This window comes from Roseovarius mucosus (genome assembly GCF_002080415.1).
GTDB classification, from domain to species: Bacteria; Pseudomonadota; Alphaproteobacteria; order Rhodobacterales; family Rhodobacteraceae; genus Roseovarius; species Roseovarius mucosus_A.
In genome coordinates, this window is record NZ_CP020474.1 from 652,281 (window position 1) to 673,542 (window position 21,262).

A 21,262-nucleotide genomic window follows, 5' to 3' on the forward strand; every position below is an offset into this window, starting at 1 on the left:
GGAAACCTCCTTTTGGGGGCAAGCCTAGCACGCGCCCCCTGCCCGGTAAATTCCCGGCCCATCTTAACCTGCGCTTTACCCTTTTTAATGAAGGTTAATGCAGAGGTGACGATGCAATTACGCCCGCTCTTTGCAGTGCTGATACTGCCATGGCTCGTTGGCATGGCAGAGGCGGGCGCGTGGCCGCGCGCCAAAGGGCAAACCTTTCTTGCGGCAACGGGACAGCTCGATGCGCCCGACGAAACCGGCCTCGCACGGCAGAGCTTTACACTCTATGCCGAATATGGCGCGACAGAGCGGTTGACGCTGGGCATTGATCTGGGCGGCGACGCGCTGCAAATGACCAAGACCATCGTCTTTGCCCGCTGGCCCGTTGGACGCCCAGCGCGAGAGGTCAAGATCGCGGTCGAATTGGGCTTGGGCGAAGTAGCTGAGCAACGCGCACTGCGTCCCGGATTGTCGCTTGGGCGGGGGCTGACACTCTGGGGGCGGCACGGTTGGGCGGCGTTTGACGGGCGGGCCGTGATGTTTAGCGGGGGACAGATGACGCTCGAAAGCGATATCACGCTTGGTCTTGATATCACTGCGCGCGGCAAGGTGATCGCGCAGATCCAAACCGGACAGCCCGCGAAGGGCCAGACCTATGTGCGTTTCGCACCCTCCTATGTGCATGCGACCAAGCCCGGTGCGCACCTGGAATTCGGGCTAATCCTGCCCTTGTCGGGTGGTGGCGAACGGGGGGTCAAGCTGGGCCTCTGGCGGTCATTCTAACAGCCCATCAGAGGCCCAAAGAACCTGTCAAAGCGGATCGTCGATCCGGATACGCAGCACCACCGATCCCGAAACCGGGCTGGGCCAACGCAGGTTGATCCGATCCCGGTTCGGCCCTTGCTGCGCCTCGAAATAGGGGGCCGCGTACACCACCGCATTCGCTGCATTACGCAGAGGACCGGCAGGAATGACCGCCTCAACCGTCTGCGCCCAAGCGCCGAACGGCAAGCGTGGCGCAGGCTCGACCTCCCAAGTGGCAGCGGCACTTTCCTCGGTGTGCTGCATCACCAGCGGACTGGCGACAGGGATATTGATGTTGTGAAAGCTGTTATTGGCAAAGGTGACATTGCGCACCCGATCATAGTTGAGATCGGCAAAACTCGTGTCGACCATCTCGACCCGGGTAATGGTGCCAATAGTGCGGAACGTGTTGCCAGTGACGGTCACCCCGTCAAGAAAATGCCCCGCGCCGTGCGGCTTGACCACGATATAGGTGAACCAAGGGGCCATATTGCCGGCCAGAAAAACATTGTCGGTGATGCTAAGCGCGCTGAACGAAAACTCGCTTGCGAATTCGGGCTCGGCATCATGCTCGTTCACCCATTCGATAAAGCAGTTGTCGATGTAATTGCCGCTGACACTGCCGCGATTGTTGATCCGCGTCAGCACAAAACCCGCGACGCGCGCGCCGCCTTGCGAAGTATCCCCCTGAAACACGTGATTGCCAGAGATCAGGGAACTGCTGCCCGCAAGCACGGCGAAATGTCGAAACAGAACGCTGCGATTATCGCGGATCTTGAGGTCATTGGCATTGGCATTGAACGCGATGCTGCGCCGCTCGGTCGACAACAGCGGCCCTTCGTCCGAAATGAACTGGCAGCGGTCGATCATCATCCCTTGATCGCCCTCGCCGTGGCTGGTGATGCCGCGATCCTTGGGACGGGTAAAGAAACAGTCACGGAAATGATTGGCAGAGCCCTGCGGCGGCAAGAGCACGCCACTGCAATCCCCCGTGCACTGGAAATCCACTTCTGAGAACACCATGCGCGAGACATCGTCAAAACCGCTGAAATCCAGCAGGTATTTGAACCGCCGGAAGGTAAAGACCTGCGTGCCCGCCGCGTCAAAAAGCGGCTGACTGATGTCGAGCCGCTGTGCCGCCACGTTCTTGGCGCTGACGTAAACCTCGCGGCCCACACCATTGCCCTCAATCAGCGCGCCCACGGGGATATTGGCCACGTCAATCACATTGGTCAGGCGGAGGGGGTTCGCGATGTCATAGCTGGCCTGCGAGGTCACAACATCGGTCGCCCAAGCCGGGCCGCCCCGGATCGTGAACTGGCCATTCTGGATGACGTGGCGCTGGTTATAGGTAGAGCGGTTGTTCACTGCCGCAGCCATATCAACCGGCCCGCGCAGAACCACCTTGCGCCCAGCCAGATCAAGCGTGACGTGATCGGGATTGTTCAAAAGCGCCTGATAGGCCTTTTTGAAGGCCAGTTCGCTATCGCCAAACGCATCAATATAAGCGGGCAGATCGTAGTTCTTGGTCAATGCGAGAATGGCCGCATCCGGCATCACGAGCGTGCCCTCGAACCGGATGCGGTTCTGGATCGTGGTGCTTTGCCCAAGGAAATATTGGCCTGCGGGCACGATGATCTCGCGGCCCTGCGCCGCAGTGTCAGCGGCCTCGAAAGCGGCATGATCATCCGTCACCCCATCGCCAATCGCGCCGTAATCACGCACATCGACCGTGCTGAGGATATCGCGCAGGAAAAAGCGGCTGACATCCTCGATGGTGATGTCGTCAATGCGTACCACGCCACCGCTCGGCCCGCTCAGATCAAGACCGAAATGGCCGAAAATCGCAGCGCGCCCCCAAGGCATATCCACGCCGGTGCGCGTGCCCGTGCCTACAATGGCCGTCACCTCGACAACCGCGCCATAGGTGGTCAACGCGATCTGCGGTCCGGTCACCGTCACCCCGGGCAGGGCGGCACCCCCTGCCCCACCGGCAAAGGCCGCGATGCGCACACTCGGCAGATTGCCGGCAATCGCCTTGATCCGCGCTCGGATTTGCAGGTAGCAACCGGGTAAGATCGGCGTTTCGCCCATCGAGCGCAAACGCTGCACAGCCTCGGTCTTTTGCAATTCCAGCGCCCCACCAAAATCCTGATCGGCGGGGACAAAGGCTGCGTCGACGGCGTTTGCATAGGTGTCAGACCCCGGTCGCCCATCCCCGCGCGACCACTGGTCCAGACCGTTTGCAAAGGGGGGCGGCATGAAAACGATGCCGTCGGTGATTGCCTTGTTCATGGATATCCCTTTCCTGTTGCGCGCCGCATGCGGATGCTCGTGGCCAAAGCGATGGGCCAAAGCGGTCGGAAGGGGATGTATCAACGACGTGTTAATCAGGTCTCATGGCACCGTCACGGTGCCTGTAAGACACCAGATTGCGCGTCAGGCACACGCAATTGTGATACGCCTCGCCTGAAACGCAAAAAGCCCTGCCGGATGGCAGGGCTTTCGCCTGTCGCGCGGGGGCGATATCAGGACGCTTCGGTGATGAACTTGACCGCGTCGCCAAAGGTCTGGATTGTATCCGCCGCATCGTCGGGGATCTCAATGCCAAATTCTTCTTCGAATGCCATGACCAGTTCGACGGTGTCGAGACTGTCCGCGCCGAGATCGTCGATGAAAGAGGCTTTGTCGACGACCTTGTCCTCTTCGACACCCAGGTGTTCCACAACGATCTTCTTAACGCGGTCTGCGATATCGCTCATGTCTTGTTCCTCGTTTTGTCTTGGGCTGGTTTGCCCGTTGTCTGCCCCCGCCCAGCCCGGGAAGTGGCGATGATTTTGCCCCAGTGGGCGGTTCTCGACTGCCTTAATACCAAGGCCACCGGGAGAATCCGCATATCCCTCCGGCTAATCTCGGTGGCCTATAGCATATGCGCGGGCAATGGCAAATGCTTTCACTCAGCCCAAAACCGCCACAGCGATCAAGCCGCGGCTCAGTACATCGACATGCCCCCATTCACATGCAATGTAGCCCCCGTGACATAGCCGGCCTCGGGACTGGCAAGATAGAGAACGGCGGCGGCGATTTCCTCGGCTGTGCCCATGCGGGCCATCGGGATTTGGGCGTTTAGCCCCGCCTTCTGATCGTCGCTCAGCTTATCTGTCATCGGCGTGGCGATAAATCCAGGGGCCACGACATTTGCGGTAATACCCCGGCTGGCCACCTCTGCGGCGATGGATTTGGTCATTCCCACAAGCCCCGCTTTGGCGGCGGAATAATTGGCCTGACCGAGGTTCCCGCTCGCCCCTACGATCGAGCCGATGTTGATGATCCGGCCCCAACGCGCCTTCATCATTGGCCGCACAGCCCCCCGGCAGAGGCGCATCGCGGACGTCAGATTTACATCCAGCACATCGTGCCAGTCCTGGTCAGACATCCGCATGAAGAGTTGATCACGGGTGATGCCAGCATTGTTCACAAGAATGTCGAGCCCGCCCAATGCACCAACGGCCTCTTTTGCAAGCGCCTCAACTGCCTCTGCATCCCCAAGGTTGCAAGGGAGGACATGCGCGCGGCTGCCCAGTTCCGCAGCCAGAGCCTCCAGCGGTTCTACCCGCGTGCCACTCAGCCCGACGGTCGCGCCCGCGCCATGCAGAGCACGGGCAATCGCCGCGCCAATGCCACCTGAAGCGCCCGTGACAAGCGCAGATTTCCCTGTCAGATCAAACATGTTCTGTCCTTCCTTGGTAAACGATACGCGGCTCACTTCTCGGTCAGGCTGGCCGCTGCCGCTGTGACTTCATCCGGCGTTCCGATGGTGCGGCAGCTGAGGTCACGCGCGATGCGGCGCACCATACCCGAGAGCGCTTTGCCCGCGCCGATTTCCCAAATTTCGGTGACGCCCTGCACCTCCATGTATTGCACTGACTCGCGCCAACGGACAGAGCCCGTAACTTGCTCGACCAAGAGCGCGCGGATCTCCGCCGGATCTGTCACCGCTTGCGCGCGCACGTTGGCCACGAGCGGCACAGCCGGCGCATGAATTGTGACCGCGGAAAGGGCTTTTGCCATCACATCGGCAGCCGGTGCCATCAACGCGCAATGAAAGGGCGCACTTACCGGCAAGAGCATGGCCCGTTTGGCCCCGCGCGCCTTGGCCAGCTCCACCGCACGCTCTACCGCGCTCTTGTGGCCTGAGACCACCACCTGTGCCGGATCGTTGTCATTCGCGGCTTGGCAAACCTCGCCTTGCGCGGCCTCTTGCGCCACGGCGCGGGCAGTTTCAAAATCAAGCCCCAACAAGGCCGCCATTGCGCCGACGCCAACAGGCACCGCCTGTTGCATCGCCTGCCCTCTAATGCGCAGAAGGCGCGCTGTATCCGCCACGCTGATCGCCCCCGCCGCCGCTAGGGCGGAATATTCCCCCAAAGAATGCCCCGCCACATGGGATGCCGCCGTAGCAAGGTTCACACCTTCTGCCTCAAGCGCCCGCAGCGCGGCAATAGAGGTGGCCATCAGCGCCGGTTGCGCATTTTCGGTCAGGGTCAGCTCGTCTTGCGCGCCCTCCCAGATCAACGCCGAGAGCTTTTGCCCAAGCGCCTCATCCACCTCATCGAACACCGCGCGCGCCGCCGGATAGCTGGCGGCCAAATCCGCGCCCATGCCGATCACCTGCGCGCCCTGCCCCGGAAATACGAATGCTCGGCTCATGGCCTGCCCCTCCCTTGAAAAGTGCCTCCCGATACATCGGCACGCAGGCCAAGGCAACGTATTTGCCCAATTTCACCTGAGTTTGCTCAGGTTTTAAACGGGGCTAGATAGACACGCAAAGACGCAGAGGCCCTGTGCGTGGGCGGCGATTGCGCCCGTGACATATGCCGCTAGAGTGACGCCACAACCATGAGGACATTCGCGATGCAACGCACCAATTCCGCCACCAGCTACGGCAGTATCGCCAAGGGCTTTCACTGGCTCACGGCGCTCTTGATCCTGTCAAACCTGCCGCTGGGCTGGTATGCGACCAAGGTCGCCGAGGCGGTGGCAGCGTCCCCAACCGAACCGCTGATCGCGCAGGCTACTTTCCTGTTTTCACTTCACAAAACACTCGGGGTCACAATTTTCTTTGTGGCGTTGGCCCGTATTCTTTGGGCCATGTCGCAGCCCAAACCCGGATTGCTCAACGGGGATCGCAGACTCGAGGCCTGGGCGGCCGAAACCGCGCATTGGTTGCTCTATGGCTCGCTGGTGCTGGTGCCGCTTTCAGGCTGGGTGCATCACGCTGCAACCTCTGGTTTCGCACCGATCTGGTGGCCATTGGGGCAAAACCTGCCACTCGTGCCCAAGTCTGAGGCCCTGTCCGACCTGGCCTCGACCTTGCATTATGTGTTTGTGCTGGTCTTGGTGGGTACGATTGCGGCGCATGTGGGCGGCGCTCTCAAACATCACCTGCTGGATGGTGATGCGACGCTGCGCCGGATGTTGCCGGGACGTATGGATGCGATTCCCACCGCGCGGCAACCCAACCCTGTGCTGCCCATGGTTGCCGCCGTGGCGGTTTGGCTTGGTACACTTGGGGGCGCGACAGCGCTTGGCTGGTTCGACACAACACAAACCGGCCCGACCACACTTGCGGCGGTCGAGAGTGACTGGCAGGTCGAAAGCGGCCAATTGCAAGTGACAGTGCAACAAATGGGCTCAGCCGTGACCGGCAGCTTTGAGGAATGGACGGCCGAAATCGCCTATTCCGAAACCCCGGACGCAGATGGCAAACACGGCGATGTTACGGTGACTGTCAGCATCGCCTCTCTCTCGCTTGGCTCGGTCACACAACAGGCGATGGGAGCAGATTTCTTCAACACCGCAGAATTCCCGACTGCGATTTTTGCCGCTGATTTGATGTCTGGTGAAACAGGCCCTGTGGCGCGCGGCACGCTGACCATCCGAGACCAATCTGTGCCCGTCGAGATGCCCTTTGACCTGACCATCACCGGCGATAGCGCCACGGCTATCGGCACGCTTGCCCTCGATCGCCGAAATTTCAACATCGGCAACGGGGTGACGGACGAAAAGTCCTTGGGTTTTGGGGTCGATATGCGCTTTGAGTTGACCGCCACGCGGGGAAATTAATCCAGCCTGCGTGCCTCGTCGATCAGCATAACCGGAATGCCGTTGCGGATCGGAAAGGCCAGACTAGCGCGGCGGCTGATCAATTCCTGCGCCGCCGCGTCATACTCGAGCGTAACATGGGTCTGTGGGCAGATCAGCGCCTCAAGCATGCGCCGGTCAAAGGCCGGGGGGGGCGGTGTGTCTTCGGTCACTGCATGATGTCCTCGTTATCGCCGCCGCGCAGCACATATTCGATAAGCGTGATCAGCGTCTCGCGCCGCGTGCTAAGAGATGGCGCCTCAAGCAAGGCTTGCTTGTCCTCCGGCTCAAAGCCCAACAGCATCGAGAGTGAATTGACTAACAATTCATCCTCGGCCTCTTTCAGCGAATCCCAGTCTGTTTGAAGCTCGCGGGCCTCGAAATACCGCGCCAAAAGCCTAAGGAATGCGCGGCGGTCAAAGCCGGGATCACTGTCGACCGGCCCCAAATCACGCTCAAAGCCGGTCCACGACACGCGCGCCCGACGATAGGGTGTAAAGCCCTCTACCTCTTCGAGGACGCGAAACCGCGACAGCCCTGTCAGAGTGATCATATAGCGCCCATCCTCGGTTTCCGAGAATTGCGTCACACGTCCAACGCAGCCGATTGCATGCAGACCGGTGCCGCCCGCGCGACCTGGGACCCGGTTCGGCTGGATCATTCCGATCAGCCGACCCGGAGTTTTCAACGCATCCTCAAGCATCGCCAGATAGCGAGGCTCGAATAGATGCAACGGTAGACGCGAGCGCGGCAGCAAGAGCGCACCGGGCAGCGGAAAGACGGGGATGATCTCTGGAAGATCGAGCTTGTGTGTCATGCCGCTAACCTAGCCCGTGCATAGGTTCAGGCAAATATCATCGAACTCAATTTGCGCCGCCCACTCAGCAAGACCGGATCATTCGGTTTGAGCGCCTCGAAGATGGTGAAAAGCTGGGTCTTGGCCGCGCCATCACTCCACTCACGATCCCGCCGAAATAGATCAAGCAATTCATCCACCGCCTCTTGCGCCTGCCCGTTGGCATAAAGCGCCTGCGCGAGATCAAATCGTGCCTGAAGGTTCGCGGGGTCTGCCTCAACGGCGGCGCGCAGCTCGTTGACAGGTCCGGCATCTTGCGCCTGACGTGCCAGTGCCAGTTGCGCATGGGCGGCGTCAATTTCAGGGGCATGGCTGATTTCTGCCGGGGCACCGTTTAGGATCGCTTCGGCCTGATCCAACTCGCCTAGCGCCATATGGGCACGGGCAAGGCCCGCGTAGCCCCGCGCATTCAGCGGGTCCTCTTGCAGAATTGCGGCATAGGTCTGGGCCGCATCGGCCACAGCGCCGGTTTCAAGCATCTCGTCGGCGGCATCAAGCGCCTCGTCCAAACCATCCTCAGGCTCGCCCCCAGCGGCTGCAATAACACGCGCGACGAACGCCTCGATCTCTGATGGGGGCACGGCACCCTGAAAACCGTCAATCGGCTGGCCCTGCCAAAAGGCATAGACGGTTGGAATCGATTGAACCCGCATCTGGCCCGCAATCATCTGGTTCTGATCGACATTGATCTTGGCCATTTTGACCGCACCGTTGGCGCGGGTCACCGCCGCCTCAAGCGCCGGACCAAGCGTTTTGCAGGGACCGCACCACGGGGCCCAGAAATCGACGATCACCGGCACGGTTTGCGATGCGTCCACGACATCCGCCATGAAGCTGGCCTCGGACACATCCTTGATCAGGTCGCCCGCCGCGGGGGCACTTTTGGTTTTACCCAGTTCCAGCATGTTCAGCCTCCTTAAGAGATTTGCCCCCTATATGAGGGCGTGGCGGGCGGAGTCAAAGATCAAATGTTGCGAACACCGGCGCGTGATCCGAAGGTTGCTCCCAGCCCCGCGCGCCACGCAGGATGCGGCTGGAATGCGCCGAAGTGGCGATGTCGCCTGTGGCCCAGACATGATCAAGCCGGCGCCCTTTATCCGCAGCGTCCCAATCGGCTGCGCGATAGGACCACCAGCTATAAAGCTGCCCCTCGGGAATGTCGGCGCGCGTAACATCCTGCCAACCGCCCGCCGCCATCACTGCGCTCAGATGATCCACTTCAACAGGGGTGTGGCTTACGATTTTGAGCAGTTGTTTATGATTCCAAACATCATCCTCGCGCGGGGCGATGTTGAGATCCCCCACAAGGATCGCCTTTTCGGGACGGCTGTCGCGGAACCAATCGCGCATGCCCGTCAGATAATCGAGCTTCTGGCCGAATTTGTCATTCACCGCCCGGTCAGGCACATCGCCCCCTGCAGGCACGTAGAAATTGTGGATCACAACACCATTTTCCAGTCGGCCCGCAATGTGCCTTGCATGGCCGAGATCCGCAAAGTCCATCGCCCCGACCTCTTCGATTGGCAATTTGGACAGGATCGCCACTCCGTTGTAGCCCTTTTGCCCACGGGCAACGACATGGGCATAGCCAAGGGCGGCAAAGCCCTCGAGCGGCATCTTATCAACCGGGCTTTTGCATTCCTGAAGGCAGAGGATATCAGGCCCCTCTTCCTGCATCAGGCGCGCCACCAGTCCTTCACGCAGACGCACTGAATTGATGTTCCATGTGGCGAGGGTAAAGGACATCTGGCATCTCCCGTGCGGATTCGCCGGGACACTAAAGCGATGCGTCCAAGGATTCCAGCCGCGATTGCCCCAGACAGAGCCGAGCGCCAAAACAAAAAGAAACCCCGGCACAGGGGCCGGGGCAGTCCAACAGGGAGGTTCATGTGTGTAACCGCACACATAACGGATAATAGCAGATTAAAGCTCAACCGCAGATACGACTTTGATCTTGGTCAAAGAACCGTGCCTTTTAGACAACAAGCCGATAGCCGCCCGATTCCGTCACCAAAAGCCGCGCATTTCCGGGATCGGGTTCGATCTTTTGACGCAGCCGGTAGATATGCGTCTCAAGAGTATGGGTCGTAACCCCCGCGTTATAGCCCCAAACCTCGTGCAACAGGATATCGCGCGGAACCACGCCTTCCGTCGCACGATAAAGAAACTTAAGGATATTTGTTTCCTTTTCTGTCAACCTTACCTTGCGATCATCTTCGGTGATCAGCATCTTCATCGCCGGTTTGAACGTATAGGGCCCAAGCTGGAACACAGCGTCTTCAGACTGCTCATGCTGACGCAATTGCGCACGGATACGGGCCAGCAACACCGGGAACTTGAAAGGTTTGGTGATATAGTCATTGGCCCCGGCATCAAGTCCAAGGATCGTGTCCGCGTCGCCATCATGCCCGGTGAGCATCAGAATCGGTGCCTTGATTCCCTGCTTGCGCATCAGGCGACACAGTTCGCGCCCATCAGTATCCGGAAGCCCCACATCCAAGATCACAAGGTCATAGATCATGTCCTTGACCTTGCTCAGCGCAGAGGTACCGCTTGACGCCTCGAAGACGTCGAAATCCTCGGTCATGACCAACTGTTCGCCAAGCGCCTCGCGCAGGTCGTCGTCATCATCCACGAGAAGAATTTTTTTGACTTGTCCCATCTCGGTTTCCTCTTGTTTCGTCGAACATGCGGTACAAGCAGCGTCGCGGCAAGATGTGCAACATTCCACTCACGCCCTAGTGTTGCGGCGCGAGCGTTTCTTTCCATTCATTACAAAAGACTATATCACGGTTGGACTGATAAACAGGAGCCCCGCATGAGCCTTGCACCGGATCTCACTGAAATTGCTGCGCGCGCACGAAGCGATCTGCGCATGGGCGTGCCCGTGGTGCTAAGCGGCCGCGGAGGTGCGGCACTCATCATGGCGGCCGAAACGCTTGAGGCGCAGCGGCTTGCGGATCTGCGGGCATTGGGCGGCACTCCGGTTCTGGCGATTACTGCGCGCCGGGCCACCACGCTCAAGGCGCGGGCCTATGATGATGATCTCGCGCGCGTTATCCTTCCGCCTGATGTCTCTCTGGGATGGATTTTGTCGGTTGCGGACCCGGCGGATGATCTCAAAAGCCCGATGAAAGGCCCGCTGACCTCCGAGCGCGGGGGCGCGGTCGATCTACACCGGCTGGCGCTGAGCCTTGTGAAATCGTCGCGGCTTTTGCCCGCCGCCTTGGTGCTGCCACTAACGGAAGGCGTGGAATTCGCGCGCCGTCATGGGCTGACCTTGCTTGATACAGCCGCGGCACCGCAACTCGAACTGACAAGCCCGCTGCATCCGGTGGTCAGCGCGCGCCTGCCGCTTGCCGTGTCAGAGGCGGGGCGTCTGCATATCTTTCGCCCCGAGGATGGTGGCGAGGAACATTACGCCATCGAAATCGGTCAACCTGACCGCGCCGTGCCCGTGCTGGCACGGCTGCATTCCGCCTGTTTCACCGGCGACCTGATGGGAAGCCTGAAATGCGATTGCGGACCTCAGCTGCGCGGCGCTCTGGCGCAGATGGGGGCCGAAGGTGCCGGCGTGCTGCTGTATCTCAACCAAGAGGGGCGCGGCATTGGCCTCGCCAACAAGATGCGTGCCTACAGCTTGCAGGATCAGGGATTCGACACGGTCGAAGCCAATCATCGCCTTGGATTTGAAGATGACGAACGCGATTTCCGCATCGGTGCGCGCATCCTGTCGCTGATGGGCTTTTCCTCGGTGCGGCTTCTTACCAACAATCCCGCCAAGATCGCGATGATGGAGCAGAACGGCATCAAGGTGATCGAGCGTGTGCCGCTGAAACTGGGCGAGAACACGCATAATCATCACTATCTCGCGACCAAGGCCGCAAAATCGGGGCATATGCTCTAGGCCAAGGCGACCTTTAGACCATCATCTCTTTGGTCGCGGTCAGCGTGACATCTGGATAGTCGCGCGCGACCCGATCAATGTCCCACTGCAGGCGCGTAAGATAGACGATGTCGCCATCATTATCATGGGCGATATGCTGTTTGTTGGCGGCAGTGAATTTCTCGACCGCCAGCTTGTCGCCAGATACCCAACGGGCCGAGGTGAACTGAGAGCCCTCAAACCGCACCGGGAGCCCATATTCCAGCTCGATCCGGCTGGCCAGCACCTCGAATTGCAGCGCCCCCACCACGCCCACAATAAAGCCAGAGCCAAACGCAGGCTTGAACACCTTGGCGGCACCTTCTTCGGCGAATTGCATCAGCGCCTTTCCCAGATGCTTGGCTTTCATCGGATCACCTGCCCGCGCCTGCTGCAAAAGCTCTGGCGCAAAGGATGGGATGCCGGTCACGCGCAGCGCTTCCCCTTCGGTGAGAGTATCCCCGATACGCAACTGGCCATGGTTGGGGATACCGATGATGTCCCCAGCCCAAGCCTCTTCGGCCAATTCACGGTCCGCTGCCAGAAAGAGCACCGGTGCCGAGACGGTGATAGGTTTCTTCGAGCGCACATGCGTCAGCTTCATGCCGCGTTTGAAATGCCCCGACGCGAGGCGGACAAAGGCCACACGGTCGCGATGCTTGGGGTCCATATTGGCCTGCACCTTAAAGACGAAGCCGGTCACGGCAGTTTCTTCGGGGGCAATCGCACGCGGAGTGGCCTTTTGCACCTGCGGCTCGGGGCCATAGGTGCCAATGCCATCCATCAATTCCTTGACGCCAAACGAGTTGATCGCTGAGCCGAACCAAATGGGCGTCATATGGCCCTCTAACACCGACTGCGGATCGAGCGCGGGCAAAAGTTCGCGCGCCATTTCGATTTCCTCGCGCAGCTTGGCGATAAGGTTTGCGGGCACATGCTGCGCCAGTTTCGGATCATCAAGCCCGTCGATCTTGATCGACTCTGCCACTTTGTTACGGTCGGCGCGGTCCATCAATTCCAGACGGTTGTTCAGCATGTCATAACAGCCGACAAAATCGCGCCCCATACCTATGGGCCAACTTGCCGGGGTTACGTCAATGGCAAGGTTCTGCTGGATTTCATCAATGATCTCGAACGTATCGCGCGCTTCACGGTCCATCTTGTTACAAAAGGTCAGGATCGGCAAATCGCGCAACCGGCAGACCTCGAACAGCTTCTGCGTTTGACTTTCAACGCCCTTGGCCCCGTCGATCACCATGACGGCCGCATCGACGGCGGTCAGGGTGCGATAGGTATCTTCGGAAAAGTCCGAGTGGCCGGGCGTGTCTACGAGGTTGAACCGGAACCGACCAAAATCAAACGACATGGCCGAGGCCGACACAGAAATGCCCCGGTCCTTCTCCATCTGCATGAAGTCAGAGCGCGTGCGCCGCGCCTCTCCCTTGGCACGCACCTGCCCGGCCATCTGAATGGCGCCCCCGTACAAGAGGAACTTCTCGGTCAGCGTCGTCTTGCCCGCATCTGGATGCGAAATGATCGCAAACGTGCGGCGGCGGGCAATCTCAGCCGGAAGATCGGGGCGGTTTGAAAGAGTATCCAACATGGCGCCGGATATAGAGGCGTGGCTGGGGCGGCGCAATACGGGGTGTTGAGGGTATCGAACGCCGATAAACCCCAGATGATTCTCTGAATGCTGGCGTCGGGCACCAAGCGCGGCGGCAAAAATGTCTCACCCGTACATCTGGCGGCTCAATCAGCGTTCAATTTGGCACCCAACCGGTCGGCCACATTCATTGACCTGTTTTTGATACATTTTTTAGCGTGACGGTACCCGGCATGCCGTTCGGTCATCCGTGCCGAGGGGCAGGAAAATGCAACATTCGGACCAAGCTCGCAAATATGGTTAACACCCTATCCGGAAGCATCGCCTATCCGGCGGAGTAGTATCATAAATCCCTGTTTTCTTTAGAAATTCCGAGGACTGCGAGAGTTTTCGCCGCCTTGGTACGGACCATCCAAACCGAAGAACGGCACGCTCTGGCGGCAAATATCGATGCCGGGGGTTTGAATGCCATTTACGATTTCAGCGGGTTACTTGTCCGATACGACCTTTACACAGGCGCATTTCGGCGGCAACGCGCTTGCCCTGAGGGACCGCGTTGGGGACGAGGGCACCTATGATGACGTTGCCCGCACACTTGGCGTGGAACATATCCGCTACCCCGGCGGCAGCCTTACCGAGTATTACTTCGACATCCGCAACCCGGATAACGATATCGTGGTCAACTCCGAGACTGGCGAAGCAACATCATTTCTGCCGATCAGCGATGCTCTGGGCTTTGCCGAGGAAGAGGGGATCGCAGTCACGATCGTTCTGCCCACGCGGCACTTTCTCAGCACCGAGGTAGACGCAGAGGGCAATCGCTTGCCCGATATCGACGAACCCGCCCTGCGCAGCTTCCTGCAGGATGTGTTCGACGGACGCTACGGAGCCGCAGATATTCAGGCCATCGAAATTGGCAATGAATATTGGGGCAGCGGTGGCATGAACACCTTTGAATATGGCCGCCTCGCCTCGGAAATGGCCGTCATCGTCAAGGACGAAATCCGCAGCCACCCCGACGCGGAGCATCTCTCGGAAACCGATATTCTGGTCCAGATGGGCACGAATTATGGCCGGTTCGCTCTTTCAAACCTGTTTTCAGGAACCGGAGAAGATCAACTTGCCGAGCTCAATGAAACATATGACCTGAACCTTTCGGAAAACGAATACATCTATTCCTCTGGCGATGTGGCTTGGGCCAAGGTCGCCAATGCCATCATCCTCAACGAGTTCGACACCGTCGCAGAGCAAAGCGCTATCGACGGCGTTGTTGCCCATATCTATTCCAAGGGGGCCGACACCCCCAACAGCCGTTATTTCGAACTGTCGCAGATTGCCGACACCTGGCTCAAGGAAATGCCGGGGCTGGATATCTATGCAACTGAATGGAACCTGAAACGCTCGGTGTCCGAGGACCCACAAGAAGAGTTCGGCCTGAAACAAGCGCATGAGATGCTCAATGTGCTTGAGGCGTTTTCTTGGGGCGGTGTCGATGCGGCACATGTATGGCCCCTGCAAATGAATAGCCGCACAGGTCTGGCTGATGGCGAAGGCGATGCAGATATCCGTGTACCCGGCGAAATGTTCCGCCTGTTGAACGAAACCTTGCCCGGCACCCGCCCTCTCGGCCTTGCAGGAAGCGAAGGACGCGAGACGGAGCTGTCGGGCGAAACAGCAGATGTGCATGCGTTCTATGCCCCGGATCGCCTGGTCACGTTCCTTGCCTCGACCAGCGACCAACCCAGCGAAGAGGTCGTGGACTTCATGAGCATCCTGCGCGATTTGGGCGACGTTACGATCACGCGCCTAGGCGTGGCTGAGGGCGAAAACCCAAGCGAGTCCACTGCCGAACCCGTTGTGACCAACGAGAACCCTCAAGACCTGATCGAGGACGGCATCCTGATCGCAGACCTTGCGCCCTACGAGATCCTGATGATCGAGATGCTCAACCCCGTCTTTACCGCCGAACTGGCCCGTATGGTCGCCGACACCCCCGAGGAGACAGACGAAATCGACGTCGAGGAAAGCGACAATCAGGTCGTCGACAATGTCCTCAACTTCGCAGATTTCTTCCAATCCGGCAGCTCAGGGTCCGGCAGCAGCGAGAGCTTGATCCCGACAACGCCCCCCGCCGAAGAGCAAGAGGATGCCCCAGACTCCGCAGCCGCAGCCGGCGATGCCGATGACAGCGGTGGCGGTGGCGGCGATTTCGGTTTTGGGGCCTTGGCGCTCGCGTTTCTGCCGATCCTGCTGTTGGCGGCCTGATCCAAGGGGCCGCAGCGCGGCTTGCCGCGCCCCCCTCTTGCGACTACAAGCGCGGCAAATCCCCTTAGTCTGCTCAAGGATCGCCGCATGATACCTCGTTATTCCCGTCCCGACATGGTCGCCATCTGGGAACCTGCCACCAAATTCCGCATCTGGTTCGAGATCGAGGCCCATGCCTGTGATGCCATGGCTGACCTGGGCGTCATCCCGCGTGAGAATGCCCAAGCGGTCTGGAAAGCCAAGGACGTGGAGTTCAACGTCGCCCGCATCGACGAGATCGAGGCCGAGACCAAGCATGACGTCATCGCCTTTCTTACCCATCTGGCAGAGCATGTAGGCAGCGATGAGGCGCGTTTTGTGCATCAGGGCATGACCTCCTCGGACGTGCTTGATACCTGTTTCAACATCCAGCTGACCCGCGCCGCCGACATCCTGATTGCGGATATGGAAGGGCTTTTGGCCGCCCTCAAGCGTCGCGCATTCGAGCATAAGGATACCCTGCGCATCGGCCGCAGCCATGGGATCCACGCAGAGCCCACCACCATGGGGCTGACCTTTGCCCGCTTCTACGCCGAGATGCAGCGCAACCTGCGCCGCCTACACACCGCCCGCGAAGAGATCGCGACAGGGGCGATTTCCGGTGCCGTCGGCACCTTTGCCAATGTTGATCCGCGCGTCGAAGAGCATGTCTGCGCCCAACTTGGCCTGACGCCAGAGCCAATCAGCACCCAAGTGATCCCGCGCGATCGCCACGCGGCGTTTTTTGCCGCTCTTGGTGTCGTGGCCAGCAGCATCGAAAATGTCGCCATCGAAATCCGTCACATGCAGCGCACCGAAGTTCTGGAAGCAGCCGAGTTTTTCTCGATGGGGCAAAAGGGCTCTTCCGCCATGCCACACAAGAAGAACCCGGTGCTGACTGAAAACCTCACCGGCCTCGCCCGCCTCGTCCGCATGGCTGTGGTGCCCGCAATGGAAAACGTGGCCCTCTGGCATGAACGCGACATCTCGCACAGCTCGGTCGAGCGCATGATCGGCCCGGATGCCACCATCACCCTCGATTTCGCCCTCGCACGTCTGACCAATGTCATCGACAAGCTCTTGGTCTACCCTGACAACATGATGGCCAATATGAACAAGTTTCCCGGCCTTGTGATGTCGCAGCGGGTTCTATTGGCCCTGACCCAAGCGGGCGTCAGCCGCGAGGATGCCTATCGCCTTGTGCAGCGCAACGCGCTCAAGGTCTGGGAAACCGGCTGTGACTTCAAAACCGAGTTGCTGAATGATGCAGAGGTTACTGCCGCCCTCAGCCCGGCGGAAATTGCTGAAAAATTCGACTTGGGCTATCATACAAAGCATGTGAACACGATTTTCGCGCGGGTTTTCGGGGAATCGTGATAGCCTGAACCCCTGTCCAACAGGGAGACATATGATGAAGTTGAAATTCGGATTGGCCGCCCTCGCGCTTGTCGTGACACCCAGCCTTGCCTTGGCAACGGGGGGCTGTAACTACAGCAAACAGAAACAGGCGATTTCCTGCGTTACGGGCACCGCATGGGATGCGGCGACCAGTAGTTGCGTGCCACAAACCTCAAGCTGACTTATACGGGGCGGGATCACTCCCCGCCCCTGCTTTACCGTTCTACAAATACTCATACACGCACTGGGCATCTCAGAGATCACGGGTTGCAAATGTACCGGCTCCGAAACTCGCTGAGAGCTGCGCCACTTCGATCCGTTTGCCCGCATCTGCCCCATCGGCCACGCGTGCCGCTTGCTGATAAACCCAATCCGAGCGTTCCAGAGTGACCTCGCGCAAGACCTGCGCCCCTCGCATCACCCGCAAGAGATAGCGCTCGCTCTCCTCGCCAAGCGGCACCTCGGGCGTATCCCAACGATCCCCGCCAATCCGCGTGCGCCTGATCCACGTCACGGTCAAATCTCCTTGCGCCTCCATGAACCTCAGATGCACCGGCGCATAGGGTCGCAGGCCCACCCCATCAAAGGCCAAAATGGCATGGGCAAAGCTCGGGTCATCCACGGGTCGCCCCCCCGGCCCGATCCGGTAATGCAGCGCTTGCCCGCGCTGTGCCTCGGTCAACTCGATTTGCTGCGGCACGCCATTCAAGCGTACGACAAGCGATCCCGCAGGCCAGACACCACCGCCAGCCCTTTCAGTCCCCAACTGTCCCCGCAGCCGATGGCGCAGAATATACGTGTCCGGTGCCACCAACTCGGCATCGCGGAACTGAAACAGCTCCCACCCCCCCGGGGTGCCATCGCCAATGGCACAAAGATTGCCGCCATTCAAATGCGCCGTATCTCCCACGCTTTCCAGCGTCCCGAACCGCATCCGCACGAATAGCCCATCCCCCCGGTCGATCCGTCCCATCGGCGCAGGCAAAAGCGGCGTTTGCGTCACCCCTACCGTGCTGCGTGCCGCAATCAGGGTGTTAAGCCGGTAATCGGCATCCTCGGCGGACGAGTAAACCGCCGCCGTGCCGGGCCAGGGATTGGCCAGCACCGCGATATGCGGCGCATGCGGCACCTCATCGCCGGTCAAGAGCGGCAGATCAAGAAAGAGCGGCGTCACCGGTCCCGGTGCCACAAAGGGGCGCAGCCGCGCCGGGTTCTCTTCAATCAGGATCGGCCGATAGCTCTCGGGGTCGATCCGCACCGCATCGACACGCTGCGCATTGCCCATCTGCTCGATCCGGTCGATGCGGAACCGCGCGCCATCCCCCCCTTGGGCAGGGCAATGACATCTCCTGCCCCAACGTCCAGCCGCGACGGCGGCAAGGTCAGGCGCAGCGTATCCACCGACACCCGCGCCTCCGAGAGCCACCGCTCCACCACTTGCCGCCCCTCAGAACGCGTCAACGCAAGTGGCATTTCCGAGGCTGCCACCGCATGGGTCGCCTCGTCGGGCAGAATGGCCTCTTCTGAAATCGCTTCATAGTCAGCATCCGCCTCCAGAAACCGCAGCCGCACCCGGCCCGCCAGCTCTAGATCGCTACTGCGCAATTCCTCGATGACGCCGCCCAATTCCGGATCGCGCACCACCAGATCAAGATCAACCACATGATCCGCCCGGCCATCGCGTGCACGAAATTGCAGCACGCCTTGCCGCTCGATCGCATCCAGACCATAGGCCAGCATCAAGGGTTGCAAGGTCGCGCGCGCTGCACCCACCTGATCCACCAGAAACCCGCGCAAAAAGCCCTCAGTTCGGCTTGTGTCAAGATCACGCAGACCCGCCCGCGCCGCCACTTCTACCATGACATCCGCCAGCCGCCGCCCGCTGACCCGACCATTGATCCAATGCCCGCGCGCATAGTTCGCACCATCTGACCAAAGCTCGAGATTTCCCGGAAAATAGGGATAGGGCCGCGCATCCCAGGCCCAGACATAGGCGTGATCCATGTCGAGCATTCGCCCCGCGTATTCTTCGGACTGCGGATTGCGCGCCGGATCATTCCAATAGGCGGCCATGGCGCGCAGATATTGCATCTGAATCAGTTCATCCCGCTGCCCTGTTGAATGGCGGGGCAAACTTGATTCAGAAGATTTAGGGTCAAGAAACTTGTTGGGTTCATTGCTGCCCTTGTCCACCGCCGCACAGCCATATTCGGTGAACCGGATCGGTTTCGATTGCGGCACCCAGGCGGTCGGCTCTGACGCGCGCAGCCCCCCCACCCGCTCGAAATGCCGGTGTTCCCACCAGTTGCGCACGTCCTTGAACCGCCAGATCCAAGGCTCACCGAACGCGTCATCGGTGATCGGCACCCGGCGTTGCGCCGCGCGCGCCTCTGACGTGGGGTAAAACCAGTCATAGCCCTCGCCGCCCTCGATATTGGCTTGCAGATAGTCCAGGTCATAGATCGACGGCCAATCGCGCGCATCAAGATGCTCATCCCCCTCGCGCCAATCGCTGAGCGGCATGTAATTGTCGATCCCGACAAAATTGATATTGGCATCCGCCCACAGCGGATCGAGGTGAAAGAACCGATCGCCATTCCCCGGCTGATAGCCGAAATATTCAGACCAATCCGCAGCATAGCTGATCTTGACCTCCGGTCCCAGCAGCGCGCGCACCTCAGCCGCCAAGGCAATCAACTGCACCACCGCCGGAAAGCTGTTATTCGCGCCCCGGATCTGCGTCAGGCTGCGCATTTCCGACCCGATACAGAAACTCTCGATCCCGCCCACAGCCGCACAAAGCGCCGCCTGATGCAGAATGAAGCGACGATAAGACCATTCATCCGGCCCGTGATAGGCCACCGGGCTGCGCTTGAGCGCGCCACCAAAACTCAGAATGTCCAACGCGCCGGTTCCGGCGCTCTCCTCCACCTGCGCCGCAATCGGTGTCACCGTAAAATCCGCCGCGCGCGCGGTGCCAAAGAACGCCGCCACCTCTGCCTCTGCCGCCGCCGTCTGATCCGGGCTGCCAACCTGCCCCGGCGCCTTGGATGTGGTGATCCGCCCGCGCCATGGCAGAATGGGCTGATCCTCGGCACCGCTCCACGGATCGGGCAGGCCGTTGCCCGGCATTTGCTCCATCAGGATGAACGGGTAGTAAAGCACGTCCTGCCCCGCTTGTTGCAGCGCCAGAATGGCCTCGATCACCGCCTGATCGGTCGGCGTGCCGCCATAAACCTCGCGGCCCTGCGCATCCTTGGGCACCTCACCTGCCCCTGAACGACCTAGGCTAGAGACCTGCCACGGCATGTTCGACGCCTCGAATTTCTTTTGCTCTACTCGTGGCCTGATCTGGCAAACTCCACAGCGCAGATCGTCGCCAAACCAGCTCACGATCAATGAGGTGGCCCGGCAGGCTGGCAATTCCTCAACCAGCGCCTCCAGCGCCGTCGCCATATCCGAGCGCCCTGAGGGGCTGTTGATATTGGCAATTCCGTTTGCGCCCAGACCGAAATTCATTGTGACCGGCGTTGTAGCCAGCGCATATTCGCCCGTGCCCGGCAGCATCGCCACGCCCCGCACTGACCGCACCGGATCAAGCGCGGCACCCGGCGTCTCGGCCTGAGACGGGCGACACACCTCAAAACTGAACTGCGGCACACGATTGCCAAACTGCGAAATATCCAGATCCTCGATCACCACATAGGCCGTGCCACGATAGGCGGGCACATTGCCCGCCCCCTCGACCGCCTCGATCCGAGGATCGGGCAATTGATCGCGCGCGCCCTTGTAGACCTGCATATTTAGGCTTGTAGGAGCGACCTCTGTTCCATCCGCCCAGATCCGCGCGACGCGGGTGATCTCCCCCTCGCAGAGCGCCAGCGCCAAGCTCACCGAATAGCTGATCGCGCGCGTGTCTGGCGTGGCGGGACGCGGATTGCCTTTGCCGCCCCCCCGGCTGCCCTGTGTTACGGTCACGTTCTCGCGAAACTCGGTGGCCCAGATCACCTGCCCGCCAACGCGCATGCGCCCGTAAACCTGCGGGATGGCATCCCCCTCGCCCGCGCCAGTCAGGCGCAGACGGCTCACGCGCCCCGTCTCGACCACCTCCGATCCCTGGCCCAACAGACGTTGGTCAATCGAACGGCCAATAACTGCCCCGGCAAAGCGCCCAATCGCCACGGACGACAGGCCAAGCGCGGTGCCGCCCACCGCCCCGCCAATCGCGGCCCCTGCCGCAGATAACAGAATGGTTGCCATG

At 60.2% G+C, this 21,262-nt stretch carries 16 protein-coding genes and 1 pseudogene; 6 read left to right on the plus strand and 11 right to left on the minus strand.

Going from position 1 to position 21,262, the window contains the following annotated elements; translation table 11 throughout:
* Positions 1–111 precede the first annotated feature (111 nt).
* Positions 112–771, plus strand: coding sequence for a hypothetical protein (locus ROSMUCSMR3_RS03140; protein WP_237183531.1), 660 nt, complete (start codon positions 112–114; stop codon positions 769–771).
* 27 nt (positions 772–798) lie between these two features.
* Here the strand turns inward: ROSMUCSMR3_RS03140 and ROSMUCSMR3_RS03145 are convergent, their stop codons facing one another.
* The 4 genes from ROSMUCSMR3_RS03145 to fabD form a co-directional block, all read right to left on the minus strand.
* A complete protein-coding gene (locus ROSMUCSMR3_RS03145) occupies positions 799–3,087 on the minus strand; it encodes a glycosyl hydrolase family 28-related protein (RefSeq protein ID WP_081506421.1) in 2,289 nt (762 codons plus the stop codon).
* A 233-nt stretch (positions 3,088–3,320) separates the two neighbouring features.
* Positions 3,321–3,554, minus strand: a complete 234-nt coding sequence (locus ROSMUCSMR3_RS03150; protein WP_008282321.1) for an acyl carrier protein — start codon at positions 3,552–3,554, stop codon at positions 3,321–3,323.
* A gap of 230 nt (positions 3,555–3,784) precedes the next feature.
* The gene (gene fabG / locus ROSMUCSMR3_RS03155) at positions 3,785–4,522 is read right to left on the minus strand and encodes a 3-oxoacyl-[acyl-carrier-protein] reductase (protein ID WP_081506422.1); all 738 of its coding nucleotides are present in this window, start codon (positions 4,520–4,522) and stop codon (positions 3,785–3,787) included.
* Between the two features lie 32 nt (positions 4,523–4,554).
* Entirely contained in the window at positions 4,555–5,502 is a 948-nt protein-coding gene (fabD, locus tag ROSMUCSMR3_RS03160; protein WP_081506423.1) for an ACP S-malonyltransferase, read from the minus strand.
* Positions 5,503–5,706: 204 nt separating this feature from the next.
* On the opposite strand from fabD, the gene ROSMUCSMR3_RS03165 reads away from it, so the two are divergent.
* Positions 5,707–6,918, plus strand: coding sequence for a cytochrome b/b6 domain-containing protein (locus ROSMUCSMR3_RS03165; RefSeq protein ID WP_081506424.1), 1,212 nt, complete (start codon positions 5,707–5,709; stop codon positions 6,916–6,918).
* On the opposite strand, the gene ROSMUCSMR3_RS03170 is transcribed toward ROSMUCSMR3_RS03165, so the two are convergent.
* From ROSMUCSMR3_RS03170 to ROSMUCSMR3_RS03190, 5 genes are all read right to left on the minus strand, one after another.
* Entirely contained in the window at positions 6,915–7,067 is a 153-nt protein-coding gene (locus ROSMUCSMR3_RS03170) for a Trm112 family protein (RefSeq protein WP_081508537.1), read from the minus strand. The two genes, ROSMUCSMR3_RS03165 and ROSMUCSMR3_RS03170, sit on opposite strands and share 4 nt — an antisense overlap.
* 38 nt (positions 7,068–7,105) lie before the next feature.
* Positions 7,106–7,753, minus strand: a complete 648-nt coding sequence (locus tag ROSMUCSMR3_RS03175; RefSeq protein ID WP_081506425.1) for an LON peptidase substrate-binding domain-containing protein — start codon at positions 7,751–7,753, stop codon at positions 7,106–7,108.
* Between the two features lie 26 nt (positions 7,754–7,779).
* Positions 7,780–8,697 carry a thioredoxin family protein gene (locus ROSMUCSMR3_RS03180; RefSeq protein ID WP_081506426.1) on the minus strand — a complete coding sequence of 306 codons (918 nt, stop codon included), beginning with the start codon at positions 8,695–8,697 and terminating at the stop codon, positions 7,780–7,782.
* Positions 8,698–8,749: 52 nt separating this feature from the next.
* Complete coding sequence (locus ROSMUCSMR3_RS03185) at positions 8,750–9,538, minus strand: exodeoxyribonuclease III (RefSeq protein WP_081506427.1); 789 nt, start codon at positions 9,536–9,538, stop codon at positions 8,750–8,752.
* 229 nt (positions 9,539–9,767) lie between these two features.
* Positions 9,768–10,454, minus strand: coding sequence for a response regulator transcription factor (locus ROSMUCSMR3_RS03190; protein WP_081506428.1), 687 nt, complete (start codon positions 10,452–10,454; stop codon positions 9,768–9,770).
* Positions 10,455–10,610: 156 nt separating this feature from the next.
* On the opposite strand from ROSMUCSMR3_RS03190, the gene ribA reads away from it, so the two are divergent.
* Complete coding sequence (gene ribA, locus ROSMUCSMR3_RS03195; RefSeq protein WP_008282330.1) at positions 10,611–11,699, plus strand: GTP cyclohydrolase II; 1,089 nt, start codon at positions 10,611–10,613, stop codon at positions 11,697–11,699.
* 13 nt (positions 11,700–11,712) lie between these two features.
* Here ribA and ROSMUCSMR3_RS03200 read toward each other — a convergent pair whose 3' ends face one another.
* Positions 11,713–13,320 carry a peptide chain release factor 3 gene (locus ROSMUCSMR3_RS03200; RefSeq protein WP_081506429.1) on the minus strand — a complete coding sequence of 536 codons (1,608 nt, stop codon included), beginning with the start codon at positions 13,318–13,320 and terminating at the stop codon, positions 11,713–11,715.
* Between the two features lie 465 nt (positions 13,321–13,785).
* Between ROSMUCSMR3_RS03200 and ROSMUCSMR3_RS03205 the strand changes: the two genes are divergently transcribed.
* The 3 genes from ROSMUCSMR3_RS03205 (at position 13,786) to ROSMUCSMR3_RS21060 (ending at position 17,182) form a co-directional block, all read left to right on the plus strand.
* Positions 13,786–15,585: a type I secretion protein gene (locus tag ROSMUCSMR3_RS03205; RefSeq protein ID WP_198385573.1), complete on the plus strand. Its 1,800-nt coding sequence runs from the start codon at positions 13,786–13,788 to the stop codon at positions 15,583–15,585.
* Positions 15,586–15,672: 87 nt separating this feature from the next.
* Positions 15,673–16,980, plus strand: a complete 1,308-nt coding sequence (gene purB / locus ROSMUCSMR3_RS03210) for an adenylosuccinate lyase (protein WP_008282334.1) — start codon at positions 15,673–15,675, stop codon at positions 16,978–16,980.
* 34 nt (positions 16,981–17,014) lie between these two features.
* Positions 17,015–17,182: a hypothetical protein gene (locus ROSMUCSMR3_RS21060; protein WP_157132423.1), complete on the plus strand. Its 168-nt coding sequence runs from the start codon at positions 17,015–17,017 to the stop codon at positions 17,180–17,182.
* Between the two features lie 72 nt (positions 17,183–17,254).
* On the opposite strand, the pseudogene ROSMUCSMR3_RS03215 reads toward ROSMUCSMR3_RS21060, so the two are convergent.
* A pseudogene (locus tag ROSMUCSMR3_RS03215) lies at positions 17,255–21,261 on the minus strand (baseplate multidomain protein megatron).
* Position 21,262: the final 1 nt, after the last annotated feature.